At 73.3% G+C, this 18,894-nt stretch carries 15 protein-coding genes; 9 read left to right on the top strand and 6 right to left on the bottom strand.

What is annotated here, in order from left to right:
• Window positions 1-4: 4 nt before the first annotated feature.
• The 3 genes from GQS09_RS15175 (at window position 5) to GQS09_RS30395 (ending at window position 4,180) form a co-directional block, all read left to right on the top strand.
• Entirely contained in the window at window positions 5-1,000 is a 996-nt protein-coding gene (locus GQS09_RS15175) for a sugar ABC transporter permease (RefSeq protein ID WP_313896148.1), read from the top strand.
• Window positions 997-1,869 carry a carbohydrate ABC transporter permease gene (locus tag GQS09_RS15170; protein ID WP_165986598.1) on the top strand — a complete coding sequence of 291 codons (873 nt, stop codon included), beginning with the start codon at window positions 997-999 and terminating at the stop codon, window positions 1,867-1,869. Before GQS09_RS15175 ends, GQS09_RS15170 begins: the two co-directional genes overlap by 4 nt.
• An 85-nt stretch (window positions 1,870-1,954) precedes the next feature.
• Window positions 1,955-4,180, top strand: a complete 2,226-nt coding sequence (locus GQS09_RS30395) for an ATP-binding protein (RefSeq protein WP_165986597.1) — start codon at window positions 1,955-1,957, stop codon at window positions 4,178-4,180.
• On the opposite strand, the gene GQS09_RS15160 is transcribed toward GQS09_RS30395, so the two are convergent.
• Both GQS09_RS15160 and GQS09_RS15155 read right to left on the bottom strand, forming a co-directional pair.
• On the bottom strand, window positions 4,147-4,977 hold the full coding sequence (locus tag GQS09_RS15160; RefSeq protein WP_207957858.1) for a pentapeptide repeat-containing protein: 831 nt from the start codon (window positions 4,975-4,977) through the stop codon (window positions 4,147-4,149). The genes GQS09_RS30395 and GQS09_RS15160 overlap by 34 nt on opposite strands.
• A gap of 25 nt (window positions 4,978-5,002) precedes the next feature.
• Window positions 5,003-5,740, bottom strand: a complete 738-nt coding sequence (locus GQS09_RS15155) for a FadR/GntR family transcriptional regulator (RefSeq protein ID WP_165986596.1) — start codon at window positions 5,738-5,740, stop codon at window positions 5,003-5,005.
• 119 nt (window positions 5,741-5,859) lie between these two features.
• On the opposite strand from GQS09_RS15155, the gene GQS09_RS15150 reads away from it, so the two are divergent.
• Together GQS09_RS15150 and GQS09_RS15145 are read left to right on the top strand one after the other, a co-directional pair.
• Complete coding sequence (locus GQS09_RS15150) at window positions 5,860-6,369, top strand: gluconokinase (protein WP_165986606.1); 510 nt, start codon at window positions 5,860-5,862, stop codon at window positions 6,367-6,369.
• Between the two features lie 129 nt (window positions 6,370-6,498).
• Window positions 6,499-7,896, top strand: a complete 1,398-nt coding sequence (locus GQS09_RS15145; protein WP_165986595.1) for a GntP family permease — start codon at window positions 6,499-6,501, stop codon at window positions 7,894-7,896.
• Between the two features lie 77 nt (window positions 7,897-7,973).
• Here GQS09_RS15145 and GQS09_RS15140 read toward each other — a convergent pair whose 3' ends face one another.
• The gene (locus tag GQS09_RS15140; RefSeq protein ID WP_165986594.1) at window positions 7,974-9,467 is read right to left on the bottom strand and encodes an MFS transporter; all 1,494 of its coding nucleotides are present in this window, start codon (window positions 9,465-9,467) and stop codon (window positions 7,974-7,976) included.
• 64 nt (window positions 9,468-9,531) lie between these two features.
• On the opposite strand from GQS09_RS15140, the gene GQS09_RS15135 reads away from it, so the two are divergent.
• Window positions 9,532-10,509, top strand: a complete 978-nt coding sequence (locus tag GQS09_RS15135; protein ID WP_165986593.1) for a YafY family protein — start codon at window positions 9,532-9,534, stop codon at window positions 10,507-10,509.
• On the opposite strand, the gene GQS09_RS15130 is transcribed toward GQS09_RS15135, so the two are convergent.
• Window positions 10,490-10,819, bottom strand: a complete 330-nt coding sequence (locus tag GQS09_RS15130; protein WP_165986592.1) for a hypothetical protein — start codon at window positions 10,817-10,819, stop codon at window positions 10,490-10,492. The genes GQS09_RS15135 and GQS09_RS15130 overlap by 20 nt on opposite strands.
• A 453-nt stretch (window positions 10,820-11,272) precedes the next feature.
• On the opposite strand from GQS09_RS15130, the gene GQS09_RS15125 reads away from it, so the two are divergent.
• The 3 genes from GQS09_RS15125 to GQS09_RS15115 all read left to right on the top strand — a co-directional run bounded on the left by GQS09_RS15125 (window position 11,273) and on the right by GQS09_RS15115 (window position 16,232).
• Window positions 11,273-12,952: a hypothetical protein gene (locus GQS09_RS15125; protein WP_165986591.1), complete on the top strand. Its 1,680-nt coding sequence runs from the start codon at window positions 11,273-11,275 to the stop codon at window positions 12,950-12,952.
• A 93-nt stretch (window positions 12,953-13,045) separates the two neighbouring features.
• Window positions 13,046-14,512 (top strand): RICIN domain-containing protein, encoded by a 1,467-nt coding sequence (locus tag GQS09_RS15120; RefSeq protein ID WP_165986590.1) that lies wholly within the window; start codon window positions 13,046-13,048, stop codon window positions 14,510-14,512.
• Between the two features lie 130 nt (window positions 14,513-14,642).
• Window positions 14,643-16,232: a PQQ-dependent sugar dehydrogenase gene (locus GQS09_RS15115; RefSeq protein WP_165986589.1), complete on the top strand. Its 1,590-nt coding sequence runs from the start codon at window positions 14,643-14,645 to the stop codon at window positions 16,230-16,232.
• A gap of 120 nt (window positions 16,233-16,352) precedes the next feature.
• On the opposite strand, the gene GQS09_RS15110 is transcribed toward GQS09_RS15115, so the two are convergent.
• Window positions 16,353-17,702, bottom strand: a complete 1,350-nt coding sequence (locus GQS09_RS15110) for an extracellular solute-binding protein (RefSeq protein ID WP_165986588.1) — start codon at window positions 17,700-17,702, stop codon at window positions 16,353-16,355.
• The coding region (locus GQS09_RS15105) for a hypothetical protein (RefSeq protein ID WP_207957856.1) at window positions 17,699-18,894 on the bottom strand (1,196 nt) is incomplete at its 5' end. The genes GQS09_RS15105 and GQS09_RS15110, both read right to left, overlap by 4 nt.

The raw sequence follows: 18,894 nt of genomic DNA, 5'->3' as shown, positions 1-18,894 counted from the left end.
GGCAGTGGCACTGCGCATGAGCGTGCGGCCACCCGGAGCGGAGCGGGCGGCGGACCCGGGCACCCGGCCCGGTACCCGGCGGCCGGAGGACGGCCGGGCCGGAGCCGCCCGCTCCCACCGGGGCTTCACGCCCTACCTCTTCCTCAGCCCCTATCTGGTGCTGTTCCTGGTCTTCGTGGTGGCCCCGATCGGCTACGGCCTGTGGATCAGCCTGCACGAGTGGGACATCAACCTCCCCGCCAAGCCGTTCACCGGCCTGGACAACTACCGCGAGCTGTTCGACTCCTCCAGCGTCGAGGGCCCGCGGTTCTGGGCCGCCATGCGGGCCACCGGCGTCTTCACCGCGCTCTCCCTGCCCTTCCTGCTGGTGGTGCCGCTGCTGGTGGCGCTGCTGATGAACACGAAGATGCCCGGCCGCACCCTCTACCGGGCGGTCTACTTCGCCCCCTACGTGCTGGGCGTGGCGGTCATCGGCCTGCTCTGGCGGTTCCTGCTGGACGGCAACATCGGCCTGGTCAACCACTACCTCGGACTGCTCGGCCTGCCCGACGGCATCCAGTGGACCACCGACACCCCGGCCGCCTGGTGGGGCCTGGTGCTGGTCACCGTCTGGTGGACGCTCGGGTTCAACGCGGTGATCTACCTGGCCGGCCTCCAGGACATCCCCGCCGAGCGCTACGAGTCGGCCCGCGTCGACGGCGCGAACGCCTGGCAGCGGCTGTGGCACGTCACCCTGCCCGGGCTGCGGCCGGTCGGCCTGTTCGTGGTCAACGCCACCCTGCTGGCCTCGGCCAACATGTTCGGCCAGTCCTACCTGATCACCAATGGCGCCCCGGCGGACGAGACCAAGACCGCCATCTTCCTGATCGCCGAGACCGGACTGCGCCGCTTCGACATGGGCACCGCCTCGGCCATGAGCTTCGTCCTGGCGCTGTGCCTGATGGCCGCCAGCGCGGTCGTCTTCCGCATCTTCCGCAACCGCCAGGAGGACGAGCGATGAGCCTTCCCGCGCCGCGCGCCGCCGCCCCCGCCCCCGCACCCGCCCAGCGCCGGCTGCGCCGCTCCCTGCTCCAGCTCGTCCTGGCGGTGCTGGCCGCGCTGTACATCAGCCCGCTGGTGTACATGGCGGTCACCTCCCTCAAGACCCGGGCGGACTCCGGCTCCTCCACCCCGCAGTGGATTCCCGGCCCGGCCACTCTGGACGCCTACCGGGAGGTGCTGGGCTCGGCCGACAGCCCGGTGCTGCGCTGGTTCCTCAACAGCCTGCTGGCGGCCGGCGCGCATGCCGCGCTGGTCCTGGCGGTGGCCACCCCGGCCGCCTATGCCCTGGCCCGGATGCGGTTCCGCGGCCGGACACTGATCTTCACCGCCATCGTGGCCACCCTCTTCGTGCCGCCGATGGTGCTGCTGATCCCCAACTTCCTGATCGTCAACGAGCTGGCCTGGGTGGACTCCCTCCCGGCGGTGATCGTGCCCGGCGCGGCCGGTGCCTTCGGGGTGTTCTTCCTGCGGCAGTTCTTCCTCACCCTGCCCTGGGAGCTGGAGGAGGCCGCGGAGCTGGACGGCTGCAACCGCTGGCAGATCTTCCTGCGGGTGATCCTGCCGCTGTCCCGGCCCGCCCTGGCCACCCTCGCCCTGCTGTCCTTCCTGGCCAACTGGAACGATTTCCTCTGGCCGCTGTACGTGCTGCTCAGCCCCGAGTCACTGACCCTGCCGGCCGGCCTGGCCACCTTCCAGAGCGCCAACAACGTCCGCTTCGACCTGCTGATGGCGGGCGCGGTCATCGCCAGCGTGCCCGTCCTGCTGCTCTACCTGGTCGCCCAGCGCTGGGTCATCGAGGGTGTCTCCCGCTCCGGCCTGAAGGGATGACAGCGGAACCGGCGTGCGCGGGGGGCCGTTGGGGAAGGTGGAGAGCGGGCGGCGGAACGGCGGTGGCGAAGGGGGCGGTCGGGGCGTGGAGATCGGCCAGGTGCGCAATCCCTACGACTACGCCAATCCGGTGAGCGATCCGCAGCTGTTCGCGGGCCGCGGCCGGGAGCTGGAGCGGATCGACTATGTCCTGGAGCAGGCAGCCGGGGACCGCCCGGTCGGCTACGTCGCGCTGCACGGCGAACGCGCCGCCGGCAAGACCAGCCTGCTGAACATGACCGCCATGCTGGCCCGGCGGCGATCCTTCCCCACCGTGCGGGTCCAGCTCTCCCCGGGCGACGCCGAACCGGCCGCGTTCTTCCGCATCTTCTACGAGGAGCTGATCGGGGCCGTCGCCGGGCCGGCCGGTCTGACCGCACCGGACGGCCGGCCGGTCACCCCGCGGGTGGTCCGCCGCCTGCTGGACGGTGCGGAGCAGGACCCGGACTTCCCGCTGGAGTTCCCCGAGAGCCTGGCCCGCTCCGGACGGGTCTCGGAAATGGCACTCCGCACCGATCTGGAGCTGCTGGCCGCCCGCGTCGGCGGCCCCGTGGCGGTGCTGATCGACGAGGCGCAGCTGCTCGCCGGCCGCGAGGACACCCTGGCGCTGCTGCGTTCGCTGGGCATGCGGCTGCGCGGCTACGTCTTCGTCCTGGCCGGCACCACCGAGCTCGTCACCCGCATCCAGCAGGTCTTCGCCCCCATCCTGCGGCAGTTCGTGATGGTGAAGGTGGAGCGGTTCGCCGAGTCCGCCGACGTGCAGAGCTGCCTGGCCAAGCCGCTGGCCGCGATCGGGCTGGGCCTGGGCGACTGCTTCGAGGATCCCGAGGCCGCCCTGTCCCATCTGCTGCGGCTCACCGACGGCAACCCGTACGAGATCCAGCTCTACGGCTATGTGATGTTCAGCCGCTGGCAGAGCGGGGTCGCCTCCCGGATGGAGCTGACCACCGAGACCCTGGACGAGGTGCGCTCGCTGCTGGAGGCCGGCCGCGAGTCGCGGCACAGCCCGCTGGTGGCGGCGCTGCACACGATGTCCCCGGAGCGGCTGTGGGCGTTCAACGCGCTGTGCTCCTCGCTCGGCGGCGCGGGGGTGGAGGAGCTGTGGTTCGCCCATTCCCTCAACGGCGCCCCGCCGCTGACCCGGGAGGAGTTCGACCGGTACCACCAGGAGTTCCTGGCCGAAGGGCTGCTGGAGATGCGGCACGGCGCCGTCCACCTGGCGGGCGAGACGGACATGTTCGAGGAGATCTACACCCGGCTGTGGACGCTGAGCAAGCGGGGGGAGGGGCACAGCCATCCGCCGCTGCTGAGCCGGCTGAGCACCCCGCTGGTGGTCTCCCGGGAGGTGGAGCATCTGCTGTGCGAGGTGCTGCCGGAGGGCGTGCACGTTCTGCAGACCTGCTGCCTGGGCATGGACCAGGAGAATCTGGACGCGGGCCTGTGGGCGCTGGACACCCTGGCGGAGGACTGCGGCGAGCCGCCGTTCACGGTCCGCTACCTGCACGCCGCGATTCTGCGCTGCGGCATTCCCGCCGCGCTCGACATCACCACGGTCACCTGCACCTTCGCCGGGATCACCGCGGTGCGCTGGACCGTGGCGGCGGACACCGCGGACTGGGAGCCGGCGCAGCACCCGGTGTTCCGGGCCGCCCGGGACCGGGTCCGCGCCCTGGGCGGGGACCTGCGGGCCGAGCGGACCCGGCAGCCGCTGAAGCCCTGGCGGCGGATCATCGACTGGCTGGCGGCGGTGGCCGACGAGGAGATGAAGCGGAACATGGCCCGGGAGCACATCTCCGCGCTCTATCCCGCCTACCGCGACGGGCGGCTGCACCTCGCCGAGGAGCATCTGCGCACCGCCTTCCAGCTCGCGCCCTCCTGGGAGAGCGCCAACAACCTGAGCTATCTGGCACTGCGGGGCGGCCGGGCCGGTGACGCGGTGGAGTGGGCGGAGCGGGCCGTGCCGCGGACCGAGCTGCCGAGGGAACGGGCGCTGAGCCGGTTCAACGCCGCCATGGCCGAGGTGCTCCGGGGGGACCTGGGCGCGGCCCGGGTGCGGCTGGCCGCGGCGGCGGACGATCTGGCCGCCGTACCGGACGTCGGGTTCCACTGCGCCTATCTGATGGTGCCCGCCTTCCGGGACGGGGAGCTGTCGCTGCACGAGGTGGACCACCCGGATCTGGCGGAGGCCGTCGCCCGGGCCGGTGAACTGGTGGAGCTGGCCGAGCGGTACCGGCGGGCTCAGGGCGCGGACGCGGAGCCCGGCCGGTCCTGATCCCGGTCCGGGTGCGTGACCAGGCCGTGCCCGGCCGGGTCGAAGCCCTCCGGCCAGCGGGTGGCTCCATCCGCCCGCGCGCCGGAGAACAGCGCCTGTCGCGGGTCGGCGCCGGTCAGGTCGGCGCCGGACAGATCCGCGCGGCGCAGATCGGCGCCGTCCAGCCGGGCACCGGTGAGCACTGCCCCGGTGAGGTCGGCGCCGCGCAGATCGGTGCCCGCCAGCCGGGCCCGGCTCAGCCGGGCGCCGGGGAGCCGGGTGTCCGCCAGCCGGGCCCCGGCCAGGTCGATGCCGTGCGGCCAGTCCCGCCGGACCAGCACCGCCAGCGCGGCGGTCACGTCCCGGGGCAGCGGTGCGGCGTCCCCGGAGGCCGTGTCCCGGACGAAGGCGGCCAGGATCTCGGCCACCCGGCCGCGTTCGCCCGGGTCGTCGTCGGCGATCCGGTCCAGGGAGTAGATCCCGCCCAGCCGCAGCGCCACCGAGCCGTCGTCCCCGAGCTGTTCCACGGCGCGGGCAAAGGCGTCGGTGACGGCCACCCGGCGGCTGAGGGCGTGCTGCTCCCGGCTGATGAGGAGCTGCCGCCAGGCCGTCACCGCGCCCGCGACCAGCAGCAGTCCGCCCACGGCCTGGAGCAGCGCGCCCCGGATGTCGGACTCGGCGGAGATCCGGTCGCCCGGCTCCAGCTCCCCGGCGCCCTCGGTGCGGTCCAGCAGCGCGCCCGGCAGCGGCCCGAAGGCCAGCACCACCACCGCCACCAGCAGCACCACCGCGGCCCACAGGCCGGCCCGCCGCGTCATCCGTCCCCTCCCGGCCGTGCCCGTCTCAGTCCCGGTCCGCCGTCATGGCGTCGCGCACCTCGCCGAGGAGCCGGCGCATGGCGTGCTCGGCCCGGTCCGGGTCGGCGTCGGCCACCGCCCGGGCCACCTCCTGGTGCAGGTGGAGCGCCTCCGGCACCGGATGGTCGGGCATCAGGCCCAGCCGGGTCCGCCCGCGCAGCACCGCGGCCACCACATCGGTGAGCGCGGCGAACATCTCGTTCCCGCTCGCGGTCAGCAGCAGGGAGTGCAGCTCCACATCCAGGTCCATGAACGGCGCGAGCCGGCCGGCCTCGCCCAGGGTGCGCATCTCGGCGGCGAGCCGGAGGAGGTGTGCGCGCTGCTCGCGGGAGGCGTAGCGGGCCGCGGCGGCGGCGGCCAGCGGCTCGACGGCGACCCGGAGTTCGGTGAGGGAGCGGAGCTGGGCGTCGCGTCCCGGCCCGGCCAGCCGCCACCAGATGACCCGCGGGTCGTAGACGTTCCAGGCCGCGCGCGGCAGCACGGTGATGCCGATCCGCCGCCGGGAGACCACCAGTCCCATGGATTCCAGGATGCGCATGGTCTCGCGGGCGACGGTGCGGGAGACGCCGAACCGTTCCTGGATGGAGTCCAGGGTCAGTGCCCGGCCTTCGGGCAGGGTGCCGTCGGTGATCTCCAGGCCCAGGGTGTCCAGGACGGAACTGTGCCGAGCGGCACCGGCGGCACTGCCGCCCGTCGGCGTCCGGTCGTTGCTCGGCTTCCCCACGTCCGAAGGGTATCCGGGACCCCGCCCGGGTGCCTTCTCCGACGGGTCTATTGGTGCTACCTTTCCTGTGAATTGATAGCACCATTGAGGTGACGACAGTGACGAAGGGGTCAACCGCGATGGCGCCGACCGCCCTGGTGGTGATGGGAGTCTCGGGAGCGGGCAAGAGCACGGTCGCCGCGCTCCTCGCCCAGCGTCTCGGCTGGGAGATGACCGAGGCCGATGCGCTGCACCCGCAGTCCAGCATCGAGAAGATGGCGGCCGGTGTCCCGCTGACCGACGCCGACCGGCTGCCCTGGCTGGGGCTGATCCGGGACGCCATCGCCGCCCGTGCCGCCGCCGGGGAGTCCGTGGTGGTCGCCTGCTCCGCACTCAAGCGGTCCTACCGGGACCTGCTGCGCGGGGCCGAGGGGGCCAGGGTCCGCTTCGTCCATCTGGACGGCACACCGGAGCTGATCTCCTCCCGGCTGCATCTGCGGACCGGGCATTTCATGCCGCCGTCCCTGCTCGACTCCCAGTTCCGCGACCTGCAGCCGCTGGCCGCGGACGAGGACGGCGTCACCGTCTCCCTCGACCAGCCGCCCGAGCGGATGGCCGCCGCCGCCCTGGAGGCCCTCGGCCTCCCCTGACCCCCTCTCCCCGGTCCCTCCCGGCCCACCGTCCCCTTTCTCATCACCCGCACGACCCGCACTGCCTGTACCACCCGCACGACCTGTACCACCCGCGCCAACGTTCCTGAGAAGCAATGGAGCTCTCCCATGGACGCGAACGACGCCTGGACCCAGACCCTGGACACCGGACCACTCCTCGCCATCGCAGCCGGCGCCATCGCCCTGCTGCTCTTCCTGATCATCGTGCTGCGGCTGCACGCCCTGCTCGCCCTGGTGGCGGTCAGCCTGCTCACCGCCTTCGCCACCGGCATCCCGTCCGCACTGGTCGTGGACACCCTCACCCAGGGATTCGGCGCCACCCTCGCCGGAGTGGCGCTCCTGGTCGGCCTCGGCGCCATCCTCGGCCGGCTGGTCGAAGTCAGCGGCGGCGCCCAGTCCCTGGCCGACGCGCTGATCCGCCGCTTCGGCGAGCAGCGCGCCCCGCTCGCCCTGGGCATCGCCTCCCTGCTGTTCGGCTTCCCGATCTTCTTCGACGCCGGCCTGGTGGTCATGCTGCCGATCGTGTTCACGGTCGCCCGGCGGCTGGGCGGCGGCGTGCTGCGCTACGGGCTGCCGGCGGCCGGTGCCTTCTCCGTGATGCACGTCTTCGTGCCGCCGCACCCCGGTCCGGTGGCCGCCTCCGAACTCCTCGGCGCCGACGTCGGCCTGGTCATCCTGCTGGCCCTGGCCGTGGCCGTCCCCACCTGGTACGTGACCAGCTACCTCTACGGCCTGTGGGTGGGGCAGCGCATCCGGCTGCCGGTCCCCGACATCCTCAGCGGCGGCCCGCAGGCCGAGCACGACGAGCAGCCGCCGCGCCCCGGCACCGTGATAGCCCTGCTGCTCCTGCCGCTGGCGATGATCTTCGCCAACACGGCGCTCAACACCGCGCGGGCGGCCGGCTGGACCGACGGGGAGGCGGGCTGGTACCAGCTCGCCCGCGCGCTGGGCTCCACCCCCGTCGCCCTGCTGGTCACCGTTTTCGTGGCGCTGTACGTCCTGGGCGTGCGGCGCGGCCGGGGGCGGAACACCCTGGAGCAGCTCACCGACTCGGCGCTCGGACCGGTCGCCTCCATCATCCTGATCACCGGCGCCGGCGGCATGTTCGGCGCGGTGCTGCGGGCCGGCGGCATCGGCGACGCGCTCTCCGAAACCCTGTCCGACCTGGGCCTGCCGGTGGTGGTGGCCGGCTACCTGATCGCGACCGCGCTGCGCGTCGCCCAGGGCTCCGCCACGGTGGCGCTGACCACGGCCGCCGGGCTGCTCCAGCCGGTGGTGCAGGGCGGCGACTTCAACGCCGTGGAACTCGCCGCCGTCGTGCTGGCCCTGGCGGCCGGTTCGGTGACCGCCGGGCATGTCAACGACTCCGGCTTCTGGCTGGTGGGCCGGTTCTTCGGGATGGACGTGAAGACCACCCTGAAAACCTGGACGGTCATGCAGACCACCATCGGCCTGATGGGCTTCGGCATGGCCGCCGCGCTCTACGCGCTGGCCTCGGCCGCCTGACGGCGGCGCGGCTGCCGCGACGGCACGGCGCCCCGGCCACATCCGGCCGGGGCGCCGCTCGCTGTCCACACCGGGCATCACACCAGGGCGGGCTCGCGTTCCGCCGGGGCACCGCTCGCGGCCGGCTGAGGGGAGACCGCCGCGGCCTGCCGGGCCCGGCGCGGCAGCAGAAAGGCCAGGGCGAAGGCGATCACCGTGAGCGCCAGCGAGATCAGCGTGACCGTCCGCGAGGCATCGACGAAGCCCGCGACGCCCGGCGCCCCGCCGCCCGCCACCGAGAAGAACACCGTGCCCAGCACCGCCACGCCCAGGCTGGCGCCCATCTGCTGGAGCGACTCCAGCAGGCCGGATGCCGAGCCCACCTCGTGGTCCCGGATCTCGCCCATGATGATGTCGAACAGCGGGACGAAGATCATCCCCATGCCGAGGCCGTAGCCGAGCAGCGGCAGCGCCAGATCCCAGCCGTCCACCCCGGTACCGGCCCCGCCCAGCACCAGATGCACCGCGCCCAGACCGGCCGCCATCACCGCCAGCCCCAGGTGCAGGATGCGCCGGCCCAGCCGGGCCATCATCCCCGCCGCGAAACCGGAGCCCAGGAACGCGCCCACCGCCCAGGCCGACATCGCCAGGCTCGCCCGCATCGGGCTGTACGCCAGCCCCAGCTGCAGGAACAGACCGGTGGTGAGCGAGAACCCGACGATCGAGCCGAAGAAGACGATCACGAACAGCACCCCCGAGGTGTAGGAGCGCCGGGCGAACACCGCCAGCTCCACCAGCGGTGTCTCACCGGCCCGCCCGCGCCGCCGCTGACGGAGCACGAAGACGGCCAGCAGCACCAGCGAGACCGCCGGCTCGGCCGCCAGCCAGACCGGCCAGCCCAGTTCGTGCCCCTGCACCAGCGGGTGCACCAGCAGGAACATCCCGGCACCGGCCAGCAGCGAGCCCGGCAGATCCAGCCGCTGCCCGGGCGCCGGCGGGGCAGCCGGCAGCGCCGCCCGCCCCGCCAGGAGCGCGAAGGCCCCCAGCGGCAGATTGATCAGGAACACCATCCGCCAGCCCGTGCCCAGCACATCGGCGTCGATCAGCGTCCCGGCCACCACCGGGCCCAGGATGGTGGACAGCCCGATCACCGGGCCCAGCGCGCCGAACGCCTTGCCGATCTCCCGCGGCGGGAAGAGATCGCGGATCAGGCCGAACGCCTGCGGGATCATCACCGCGCCGAACAGGCCCTGAAGGACCCGGGCGGCGATCAGCGTGCCGGGCGAGAAGGCCGCCGCGCAGGCGAAGGAGGCCAGCAGAAAGCCGACGACGCCCAGCAGCATCATCCGGCGGCGGCCGAACATGTCGCCCAGCCGCCCGCCGGTGAGCAGGCCGGCCGCCAGCGCCAGGGTGTAGCCCGCGGCGGTCCACTGCAGGCTCGCCTCCGAGCCGCCGAGGTCCGCCCTGATCGCCGGGGCGGCCACGTTCACCACCGTGGAGTCCAGCAGGTTCAGGATCATCGCCGTCAGCACCGCGAACAGCCCCAGCCACCGCCGGTCCTGCCGCGTTTCCGTCTTGGTGTTCGTCTCCATGCCGAACACCATCCCCGCCCATCAGGAACGTTTCGTTCCTCAATGAGCCCTCACAATGACAGACATGGTGGAAACCTCGGCACGCATCCTCCGGCTGCTCTCCCTGCTGCAGACCCCGCGCGAGTGGACCGGCCCCGAACTGGCACAACGCCTCGACGTGACGACCCGGACGGTCCGCAACGACATCGAACGGCTGCGCAGGCTCGGCTATCCGGTGCACGCCACCCGCGGCTCGGCGGGCGGCTACCGCCTGGAGGCGGGGACGGCCCTGCCGCCGCTGCTGCTGGACGACGAGGAGGCGGTGGCGGTCGCGGTCGGCCTGCGCACCGCCACCGTCGGCTCGGTGGCGGGCATCGAGGAGTCGGCCCTGCGCGCGCTGGCCAAACTGGAACGGGTGCTGCCCGCCCGGCTGCGCCGCCGCCTCAACGCCCTCCAGACCTACACCGTCGCCGTCCGCCCCGCCCGCCCGCACCCCACCGTCCCGCCCGACCTGCTGACCACCCTGGCCGCCGCCTGCCGGGACCACGAGCGGCTCCGCTTCGACTACCGGGCGCACGACGCCTCGGCCAGCCGCCGGGACGTGGAGCCGTACCGGCTGGTCAACTGGGGCCGCCGCTGGTACCTGATCGCCTGGGACACCGAGCGCGCCGGCTGGCGCACCTTCCGCGTGGACCGCATGGAGCCGAAGATCCCGGCCGGGCCGCGGTTCGCCCCCCGCCCGCTGCCCGACGACGACGTGGCCGCCTACGTCTCCCGGGGCATCGCCGAAGCCCCCTGGCGCCATCGCACCACCGTCACCGTCCACGCCCCGGCCGAGGCCGTCGCCGAACGCCTCCCCGCCTCCGCCGGGCAGGTCGAACCCGTGGACGCCGAGACCTGCCTGGTCCGCACCGGCGCGGACAGCGCCGGGACGCTCGCCGTCTGGCTGGGCGCCCTGGGCACCGACTTCTCCGTCTCCCCGGAGCGCGACCCGGAGCTCGCCGCCGCCCTCGGCGCCCTCGCCGACCGCTGCCGGCGGGCGGTCAGCGGAACTCGATCGTGACGCCGATGACGGCGCACTTGGGGGCGTAGTGGCACCCGGCCCCGGAACGGACCGCCACCTCGCCGGCCGGGCGCCGCCACGGCCCGTGCACGGTGTGCAGACCGGAGACACCGGCGCCCTCCGCCACCACCCGGAACTCGAAGTCCCCCGCTCCGGGCGGGCATTCGGCATAGGCGTAGGTGCCGTTGTGGGTGACGCCGGTGACGCAGTCCTGCGGGTCGGCGGAGGCCGGAGCGGCCAGCAGGGTCGCGGAGGCGAGCAGCAGCGCGCTCGCCCCGGCGGTCACGGCGGCTCGTGCGGTCCTGTGCATGATGTTGCTCCTCTGAGGGGTTCCGTTGGCTTCTGTTGACCGTCTCGCCGTCATCGTGGGCATGCCGCCGCCCGCACGGAAGCCCCCGTCCCGCCCCCTGGCCGGAACCCGCCCCGGCACCCGCATCGAACGCGCCGCTTCGACACCGGCACGGCGGAGTGCGCGGGGCAGGCGGACGTGTACTCCTTTCACGTGAATGCCGGGAGGGCCGGGGCCGGGCGCGGGCACAGCAGGCCGGGGCCATGGCATGCGGCACGGGGCCCTGCCGCGCGCCGGCCGGCGGCTGTGCCGCCGCAGATCACGGCGGAGCCGCCGCCCGCCGGGACCGGCGAGGAGGCGTGCGGCCGGGGCGGTGGACCGTGGGTCGCCGGACGGTGACGGGCCGTATGCTGACGGGCGTCCTGGCGAGGGATGCGGGGGCGCTGCTCCCGCTCCGAGAGTTTGCGGGTGCGCATGAGCGAGTCGCTTCCGGCGTTGTCGCCGAATTACGCCGTCACGAACACCTGGGCCTTCCGCGAAGGCGTGGAGCGGCACGGAAGATGGACCGTCGAGTACCAGTTCCGGCCCGCCCGGGGGCATCACCCGCACCTGCTGGTGGTCTTCGCCTCGGTGGGCACCGAGTGGGGGTTCGGCAATCAGCTCGACCAGGTGCAGTGCAACATCCTGCGCATCCGCGACCGCTTCGACGGCGGCACCTCCTACTACGTGGCCCGGGACATGGACTTCGGGGTCCAGCAGGCCGTGCAGGCGGTGATCCGGGGCCGTGCGGAGCGGCTGGGGCTGGACCCGCGGGAGCAGGTGACGCTGCTGGGCCACTCCAAGGGCGGCTCGGCCGCCCTGCTCCACGGGGTGAAGTACGGCTACCGCAACATCGTGATGTCCACGCCGCAGTACTACCTCGGCAGTTACTCCCACAACCACGGCAATCTCGGGGCGTCCGTGCTCGGCGCGGGCCAGCCGGCCGGCAGCGTGGCCGCCATGGACCGGGTGCTGCCGGACCTTCTGGAGCGCGAGACCGACTTCGACCGGAACGTCTATCTGCTGTCCTCGCCCGCCGACTACCAGTACGAGCAGGAAGTGCGGCCGATGCTGCCCGCCCTGCGGAAGTACGAGAACTTCACCTTCCTCTTCCTGCGGTCGCCCGCCATCCGCCGCCACGAGGAAGTCGTCCGGCAGGGCATGCCGCTGGTGTGGAGCATCGTGCACTCCCTCACCGAGGGGGTGGTGCCGCGCCTGGGAGAGCTGGAGATCGGCACCGACCGGGAGAATCCGCGGGCCGCGGCCGAGCACCTGGCGGAGCTGCGCCGCAGCGACACCGCGCTGGCGGTGCTGCACCGGGCGGCGTTCGAGGACGGCAGGGCGTGCCTGGCCGGGCACGCCTTCCTGCCCGGCGCCCCCGCGGCGGGCGAGCCGCGGGAGACCAAACGGCTGGTGCTGGAGAAGGACGGGCGGACCTGGGTGTTCCCGCTGGAGACCACCCCGGCGGCCAAGCTCTACCGGGAATACTGGGACGGCTACTTCTGCGCCTACGCCGACGGAGGATTCGCCGGGGACGGCATCTCCTTCGACGCACTGCCGGCGGGCACCTTCGACGTATCGGTCTGGGTGACGGCCGGCGGGGACGGCACCGGGCGCCGCACCCGGCTGATCGCCCGGAAGGCGGTGGACCGGCGGATGGTGTCCGGCGGGACGGAGACCATCGTCCGCGGCGGTCCGGGCGGCACCCGCGTCATCCGGCGCAGCGTGCTCGGCAACGACACCGGCGGCGCGGTGTTCGCCCCGAAACGGTGCCGGGAACGCGGCCGGAGGATTCACGCCGAGGGGGTGTTCTTCGTCCCCGGGCGGAATGCCGACCGGACCGGGCATGCCGCCTACTACCTGGTGCTCCGGGGCCGGGCGGGCTGCTTCTCCTTCCCGCTGGAGACGGTGAGGAACCCCGGGGCGGTGCGGCGGCACCTGCCCGCCGGGGACTTCGGCAGCTACGACGCCGGCTACTTCACCACCCCGGGCGGGCGGGGCGTCGACGCCGGGGCCGTCCCGGCCGGGCGCTACCGGCTGCTGGTGTCCATGAGCACCGGCGGCGCCCTGTACACCCGGGAGGCCGGGAAGGTGTCCCTGCGCCGGGCCCGCTGAATCGGCCGGATCACGGCCACGCCGGGGGAATTGCCGATTCCGGGCCCGCTGCTACGGTGAACCCGGCGGGGCAGGAACGGAGACGATCCGGTCATGTCAGCGAATACCACGGCGGGCGTTCCGTGGCGGTACCGGCTGCTGCTGCCGGTGCTGGCACTGTGCCTGGGCCTGGCGGCCTCCTTGTGGGGCGCCCCCGGCACCGCGTCGGCGGCCCCGGTCAGCGTGCTCAACGGCACCCAGTTCACCGATCCGAACGGCAACCCGGTGCACGCCCACGGCGGCGGCATCCTCCAGGTCGGCGGCTACTACTACTGGTTCGGCGAGAACCGCCAGGAGAACAACCGCTTCCGCTACGTCTCGGTCTACCGCTCGGCCGATCTGCGCACCTGGGAATTCCGCAACCACGTGCTCACCCAGTCCTCCGCCGCCGAGCTGCAGAACGCCAACATCGAGCGGCCCAAGGTGATGTACAACCGTGCCACCGGACAGTTCGTGATGTGGATGCACAAGGAGAACGGCAGCGACTACTCCGAGGCCAGGGCGGCCGTCGCGGTCTCCGACACGGTGGACGGCGACTACGCCTGGCGGGGCAGCTTCCGCCCGCTCGGCCACATGTCCCGCGACATCACGGTGTTCGTGGACGACGACGGCACCGGCTACATGGTCTCGGCCGCCCGGGAGAACTACGACCTGCACATCTACCGGCTGACCCCCGACTACACGGGCGTGCAGAGCCTGGTGGCCAATCCCTGGCCGGGCGGGCACCGGGAGGCCCCGGCGCTGTTCAAGCGCAACGGGGTCTATTTCATGCTCACCTCCGGCGCCACCGGCTGGAGCCCCAACCAGCAGAAGTACGCCACCAGCTACAGCCTGTCCGGCGGCTGGTCGGACATGCAGAACGTCGGCGACGGCACGGCGTTCGGCTCGCAGACCGCCTGGGTGCTGCCCGTCCAGGGCAGCCGCACCACCAGCTACCTCTACCTCGGCGACCGCTGGGGCAACTCCTTCGGCAGCAATGTGAACGGCTCCCGCTACGTGTGGCTGCCGCTGTCCTTCCCCGGTGACCGCTCGCTCGCCATGAGCTGGACCCCGGAGCTGACCATCGACACCGCCACCGGCGAGGTCCGGGGCGTGGCCGCCCGCTACGAGACGCTGACCGCGCGCCACTCCGGCAAGTGCCTGGACATTTCCGACGAGTCCCAGGCGCAGGGCGCGGCGCTGATCCAGTATTCCTGCACCGGCGGCGCCAACCAGCGGTTCTGGGCCCGGGACGCGGGCGGCGGCCAGGTGCAGCTGGTGACCCGGCACAGCGGCCAGTGCCTGGCCGTGGCCGGCGCCTCCACGGCGGACGCGGCCCGGGTGGTCCAGCAGCCCTGCACCGGCGGGGCGGAGCAGCGCTGGCGGCTGACCGACACGGGCGACGGACATGTCCGGATCGCCGCCGAGCACAGCGGCAAGTGCCTGGACGTCAACCAGTGGTCCTCGGCCAATGCCGCCCCGCTGATCCAGTGGCCCTGCGGCAGCGGCGCCAACCAGCAGTTCCGGCGGACCGCGGTGTGACGCCGGCCGGCTCCCCGCCACGTAGTTGCGCAGGCAACCTTTCGTGACGGCGGGGAAGTTCGCTACGGTCCCCCGCGGGAGCGCGCACGGAACAGTCCGAAGGAATTACCCCCACATTCCTGGAGCCGACATGTCAAGACGCCGCCTCTGCGGCCCCCTGCTGCTCGCCGCCGCGGTCGCCCTTCCGCTTGCGGTGACCGCGCCCTCCTCCGCCACCGCCTCCGAGGCACCGCCGGCCGCCCGGGCCGCATCCGAGACCGCCGCCGAGGCCGTCTCCGAGGCCGCTGCCGCGGAGGCCACGGTGCCGCTGGAGGAGGTGACCGCGACCACCACCCAGGTCGCCTCCGGCCTGCGGCGGCCCACGGCCATCGCCGCGCCCGACGACGGCACCGGCCGGCTGTTCATCACCGAGAAGCCCGGCACCGTCCGCGTCTACCACCCGGACACCGGCCTGGCCACCACCCCGCTGATCGACCTCACCGACGTCGTGGACGAGACGGGCAACGAGCGCGGCCTGCTCGGCATCGCCCTCGCGCCCGACTTCCCGCAGAGCCAGGTGCTGTACCTGGCGTACACCGCGCTGCCGGACGCGGCCGTCACCCTGGCCCGCTACACGCTCACCGACAGCAGTCTGGAGGTGCTGCTCCAGCAGGAGCACGCGGAATACAACAACCACAACGGCGGACAGCTCGCCTTCGGGCCCGACGGCTACCTCTACCTGGGCATCGGTGACGGCGGCGGTTCCGGTGACCCGTTCCTCAGCGGGCAGCGGCTGGACACCCTGCTGGGCAAGATCCTGCGCATCGACGTCAGCGCCGCCTGCGGCGGACTGGCCTACTGCATCCCGGAGGACAACCCCTTCGTCGGCACCCCCGGTGCCCGCGGGGAGATCTGGCTCTACGGGCTGCGCAACCCGTGGCGGTTCTCCTTCGACCCGGCGGACGGCTCGCTGTGGATCGGCGACGTCGGCCAGGGACGGTGGGAGGAGTTCAACCACCTGCCGGCCGGGCAGGGCGGCGCCAACCTGGGCTGGTCCTGCTACGAGGGCCTGGAGGTCTTCGACGAGACGCACTGCGTGGACGGCGAGGAGTACACCGAGCCCATCTACACCTACTCGCCCTACACCGGCGGCTGCGCGGTCATCGGCGGACTGGTCTACCAGGGCGAGGAGTACGCCGGCCTGGTCGGCGGCACCTACATCGCCACCGACTACTGCTCGTCCGTGGTCTACGCCATCCGCCAGGACGGCTCCGGCGGCTACCAGGTGGCCGAGATCGGTGAGACACCCACCCAGATCACGGCCTTCGGCGCCACCGTCGAGGGGGAGTTCTACCTCGTCAACGACCTGCCCGGCGGACTGCACCGGATGACCTTCGACGGGCCGGAGGAGCCGGTCGGCGGTGACTGCGAGGTCGGCTACACGGTCAACGCCTGGGGCACCGGGCTGACCGCCGGCGTCACCATCACCAACACCGGCACCGAACCCGTCAGCCCCTGGGAGCTGGAGTTCACCCTGCCGGCCGGGCAGGAGGTCGTCTCCGGCTGGAACGCCGTCCTCACCCAGAACGGCACCGCGGTGACGGCGACGAACGCCCCGTACAACGCCACCATCGCGCCGGGCGCCTCGGTCTCCATGGGCTTCCTCGCCCGCCACACCGGAGACGCCTCGGCCCCGGCCGCGTTCACCCTCAACGGCGCCGCCTGCGACACGGCGGACTGACCGGGCCGGCCTCGGCGGGACGGCGGGCGCACACCATGCGTCCGCCGCCCCGCCGGACCGGGCCCCGCCGGACCGGGCCCGGCTCGGACCGGGCGCCGGGCCGGACCGGGCGCCGGGCCGTCAGCTGCACACGCTCTCGAAGGCGGGAGTGTCCTCCGGCAGCGCCTCCTGGGCACGCTGGATCTCCTTCAGCAGCGTGTCCAGGTCCTGGCCGGGATCGGCAAGAAGGTGGAGCACCGCGTCGTGGAAGGCCCGCCGGATGGTCGGCGGCATCACGTCCGAGGCGTCCAGGCAGAGCCGGTCCGCCCGGCGCATCTCGGTGACGATGCCCCGGCTCACCTCGTCGCCCTCCGGGTACATCTCCGCGGTCACCCCGTTGTGCGCGGAGTAGCCCGGCGGGGTGAGGTCCTGGGCGCGCTTGCGCTGGGTCTCCTGCCCGACCAGATGGGTCAGCAGCAGCCGCGCCTCGGGGCTGTCCCGCAGCATCACCGCGAAGTCCGCGGCGACCTGGCGGTAGTTGCCCCGCGGCGCCGCGCCCGGCAGCAGTGACGACGACGGGGTGGCGGAGGGGGTGAAGGCGAGCCGGGCCCGCACGCGGTCGTCGTCGTAGAGGCTGGGCAGGAAGCTGCCCTGGTGCTCCAGCTCGCAGGGGAACCCCTCGTCGAACAGCAGCCCTCCCTTTCCGTCCGGGCCCCGGTGATCGGTGTGCAGCGCCCGCTCGGCGGCGCTGCCCGCGCCTGCCGTGCCTGCCGTGCCTCCCGTGCCGTCCGCGCCGTCCTGGCCGCGCATGAAGCGGCCCCAGGTCTCCCAGGCTTCCACCATCCGGGGGTCGTCCCAGTCCAGGAGGCGGGTCGCCCAGTCGTCGTAGACGTCCGGGCCCGCCTGCTGGAGCAGGATGTCCTCGATCCAGTCGCTGCCGGGCCAGCCCGAGGTGGCGTCGGAGAGCATGCCGATGCACCAGCGGGAGACGTCCGGCGGCTGTGCGGGGTCCCCGGGCGGATTCTTCCGGTCGTGCCAGACGATGCTCTTCAGGTCGGCCTTCACCGGAACCCAGTAGTGAGCGGTCACGCCGCGCGGCCGGGGCAGCCAGACCGGGTCGTAGTCGCCCTCCTGCACGATCCCGTCCGGCAGCCTCTTCAGCAGGCCGCGACGGTGGTAGTCGGCCAGCTCGCCCAGCCCGGACTGGATGGCGACATCCGGCGGATCGCCGGTCTGGATGCTCGACAGCACCAGTTCCTGGGTGGCGTTGGTGCCCTCGTAGATGACCTCGATGCCGTGCTCCTCGGTGAACTCGGCCAGCACTTCCTTGAAGTCCTCTTCCTCCTCGCCGGTCCACGGGCCGACCAGGGTGAGCGGCTCGGGCGCCGAGGGAAGGACGCCCTGCGTGCATCCGGCCGCGCCCGTCAGCGCCAGCAGACCTCCGGCCAGGGCCGCACGCAGCCGGGCGCGGGTCCGGCGGGCCGCGGTCACCGGCGGATCCGGTACTGCGCGAGGTGGCGTTGCAGGCCCGCCAGGACCAGAACGGTCACCAGCCCGCCGCCGGCCGGGATGGCGACGACGGCACGCGAACCCGGATCGGTCGCGTCCATCGCGGTGTCCACGTCGTCGGTCACCTCCGTCATGAGGGTCCGCACCCTGGCGATCCCCTCGTCGATCCGCTCGTCGATCCGCTCCCCGGCCCCGGCCCCGGCTCCGGCTCCGGCTTCGTTGCCGTCCTCGGCCCGCCCGGCTCCCTGCTGCGGCTGCTGCGGCGGGCCCTCCCCGGAGGGGACGAACACGAGACTCTGGCCCGTCGGTGCCACCCCGGCGACCAGGAGTTGCTGTTCCCGGATGACGCTCTGCAGCCCGGCCCGGGCGTCGTCCAGCCGCTCCCGGGTGGCGTCCGCCCGGGGCACCGCGGCCCAGGCGGCCAGCAGCAGGGCGCTCGCCGCCAGCAGCGCGGGATTGAACCGCTGCGGGAACCGCCGGGCGAGCTGCCACTGGACCACCGCCAGGGCCAGTGCCAGCGCGGCCACGGCCACCCCCGCCGGCTGCCACAGTTCCCGGCGTGTCCCGGTGAAGGTCGTCTCCGCCACCAGCACCTCCTGCTGCCGCTGCTGCAACTCCTCCAGCCGGTCGAGGATGCCGGTGGCGTCGCGGTGCAGCAGGGAATCGGCGCTGAGGAAGTGCGCCCTGCTGAGCGCGCCCGAGTGGTCCGCCGCCTCGGTGATCCGTTCGTTGTAGGCGAGAAGCTGGGCGTTGATGGTGCTCAGCCACTGCTCCCCGTCCGCGCCGGCGACCTGCAGCTCGGCCACCCGGGACAGGCTCTGGGTGGCGGAGGCGATCTGCGCCCGGTACTCCTGGCCGGGGCCGATCACCTCGCTGACCCCGGACGCCAGCGTCCGGCCCGCCTCCAGGTGGGCGTTCACCAGCGCGGCACGGACCGCGGCCACCTCCAGAACGGCGGGCGCGGTCCGGTCCCGCACCAGCGGCGGCCGGCGGTGCACCTCCCGGTACGCGTCGTAGAGCAGGCCGGTGGCGAGCGCGGTGAGCAGGGTCAGCAGCACGGACTGGGCGGCCAGCAGCCGCCGGGTGCCGGGCCGGGGCAGCCGGGGCAGCCCGGGCAGGCGGAGGCGCCGCCGCACCGGCGGCTCTCCGCTGCCGCCCGACGCGCTGCCGCCCG

Origin of the sequence: Streptomyces sp. YIM 98790, assembly GCF_011421595.1 — a bacterium.
Lineage (GTDB): Bacteria > Actinomycetota > Actinomycetes > Streptomycetales > Streptomycetaceae > Streptomyces.
Note: the sequence above shows the minus strand (reverse complement) of the source record. Positions and strands in the feature narration are given on the sequence as shown.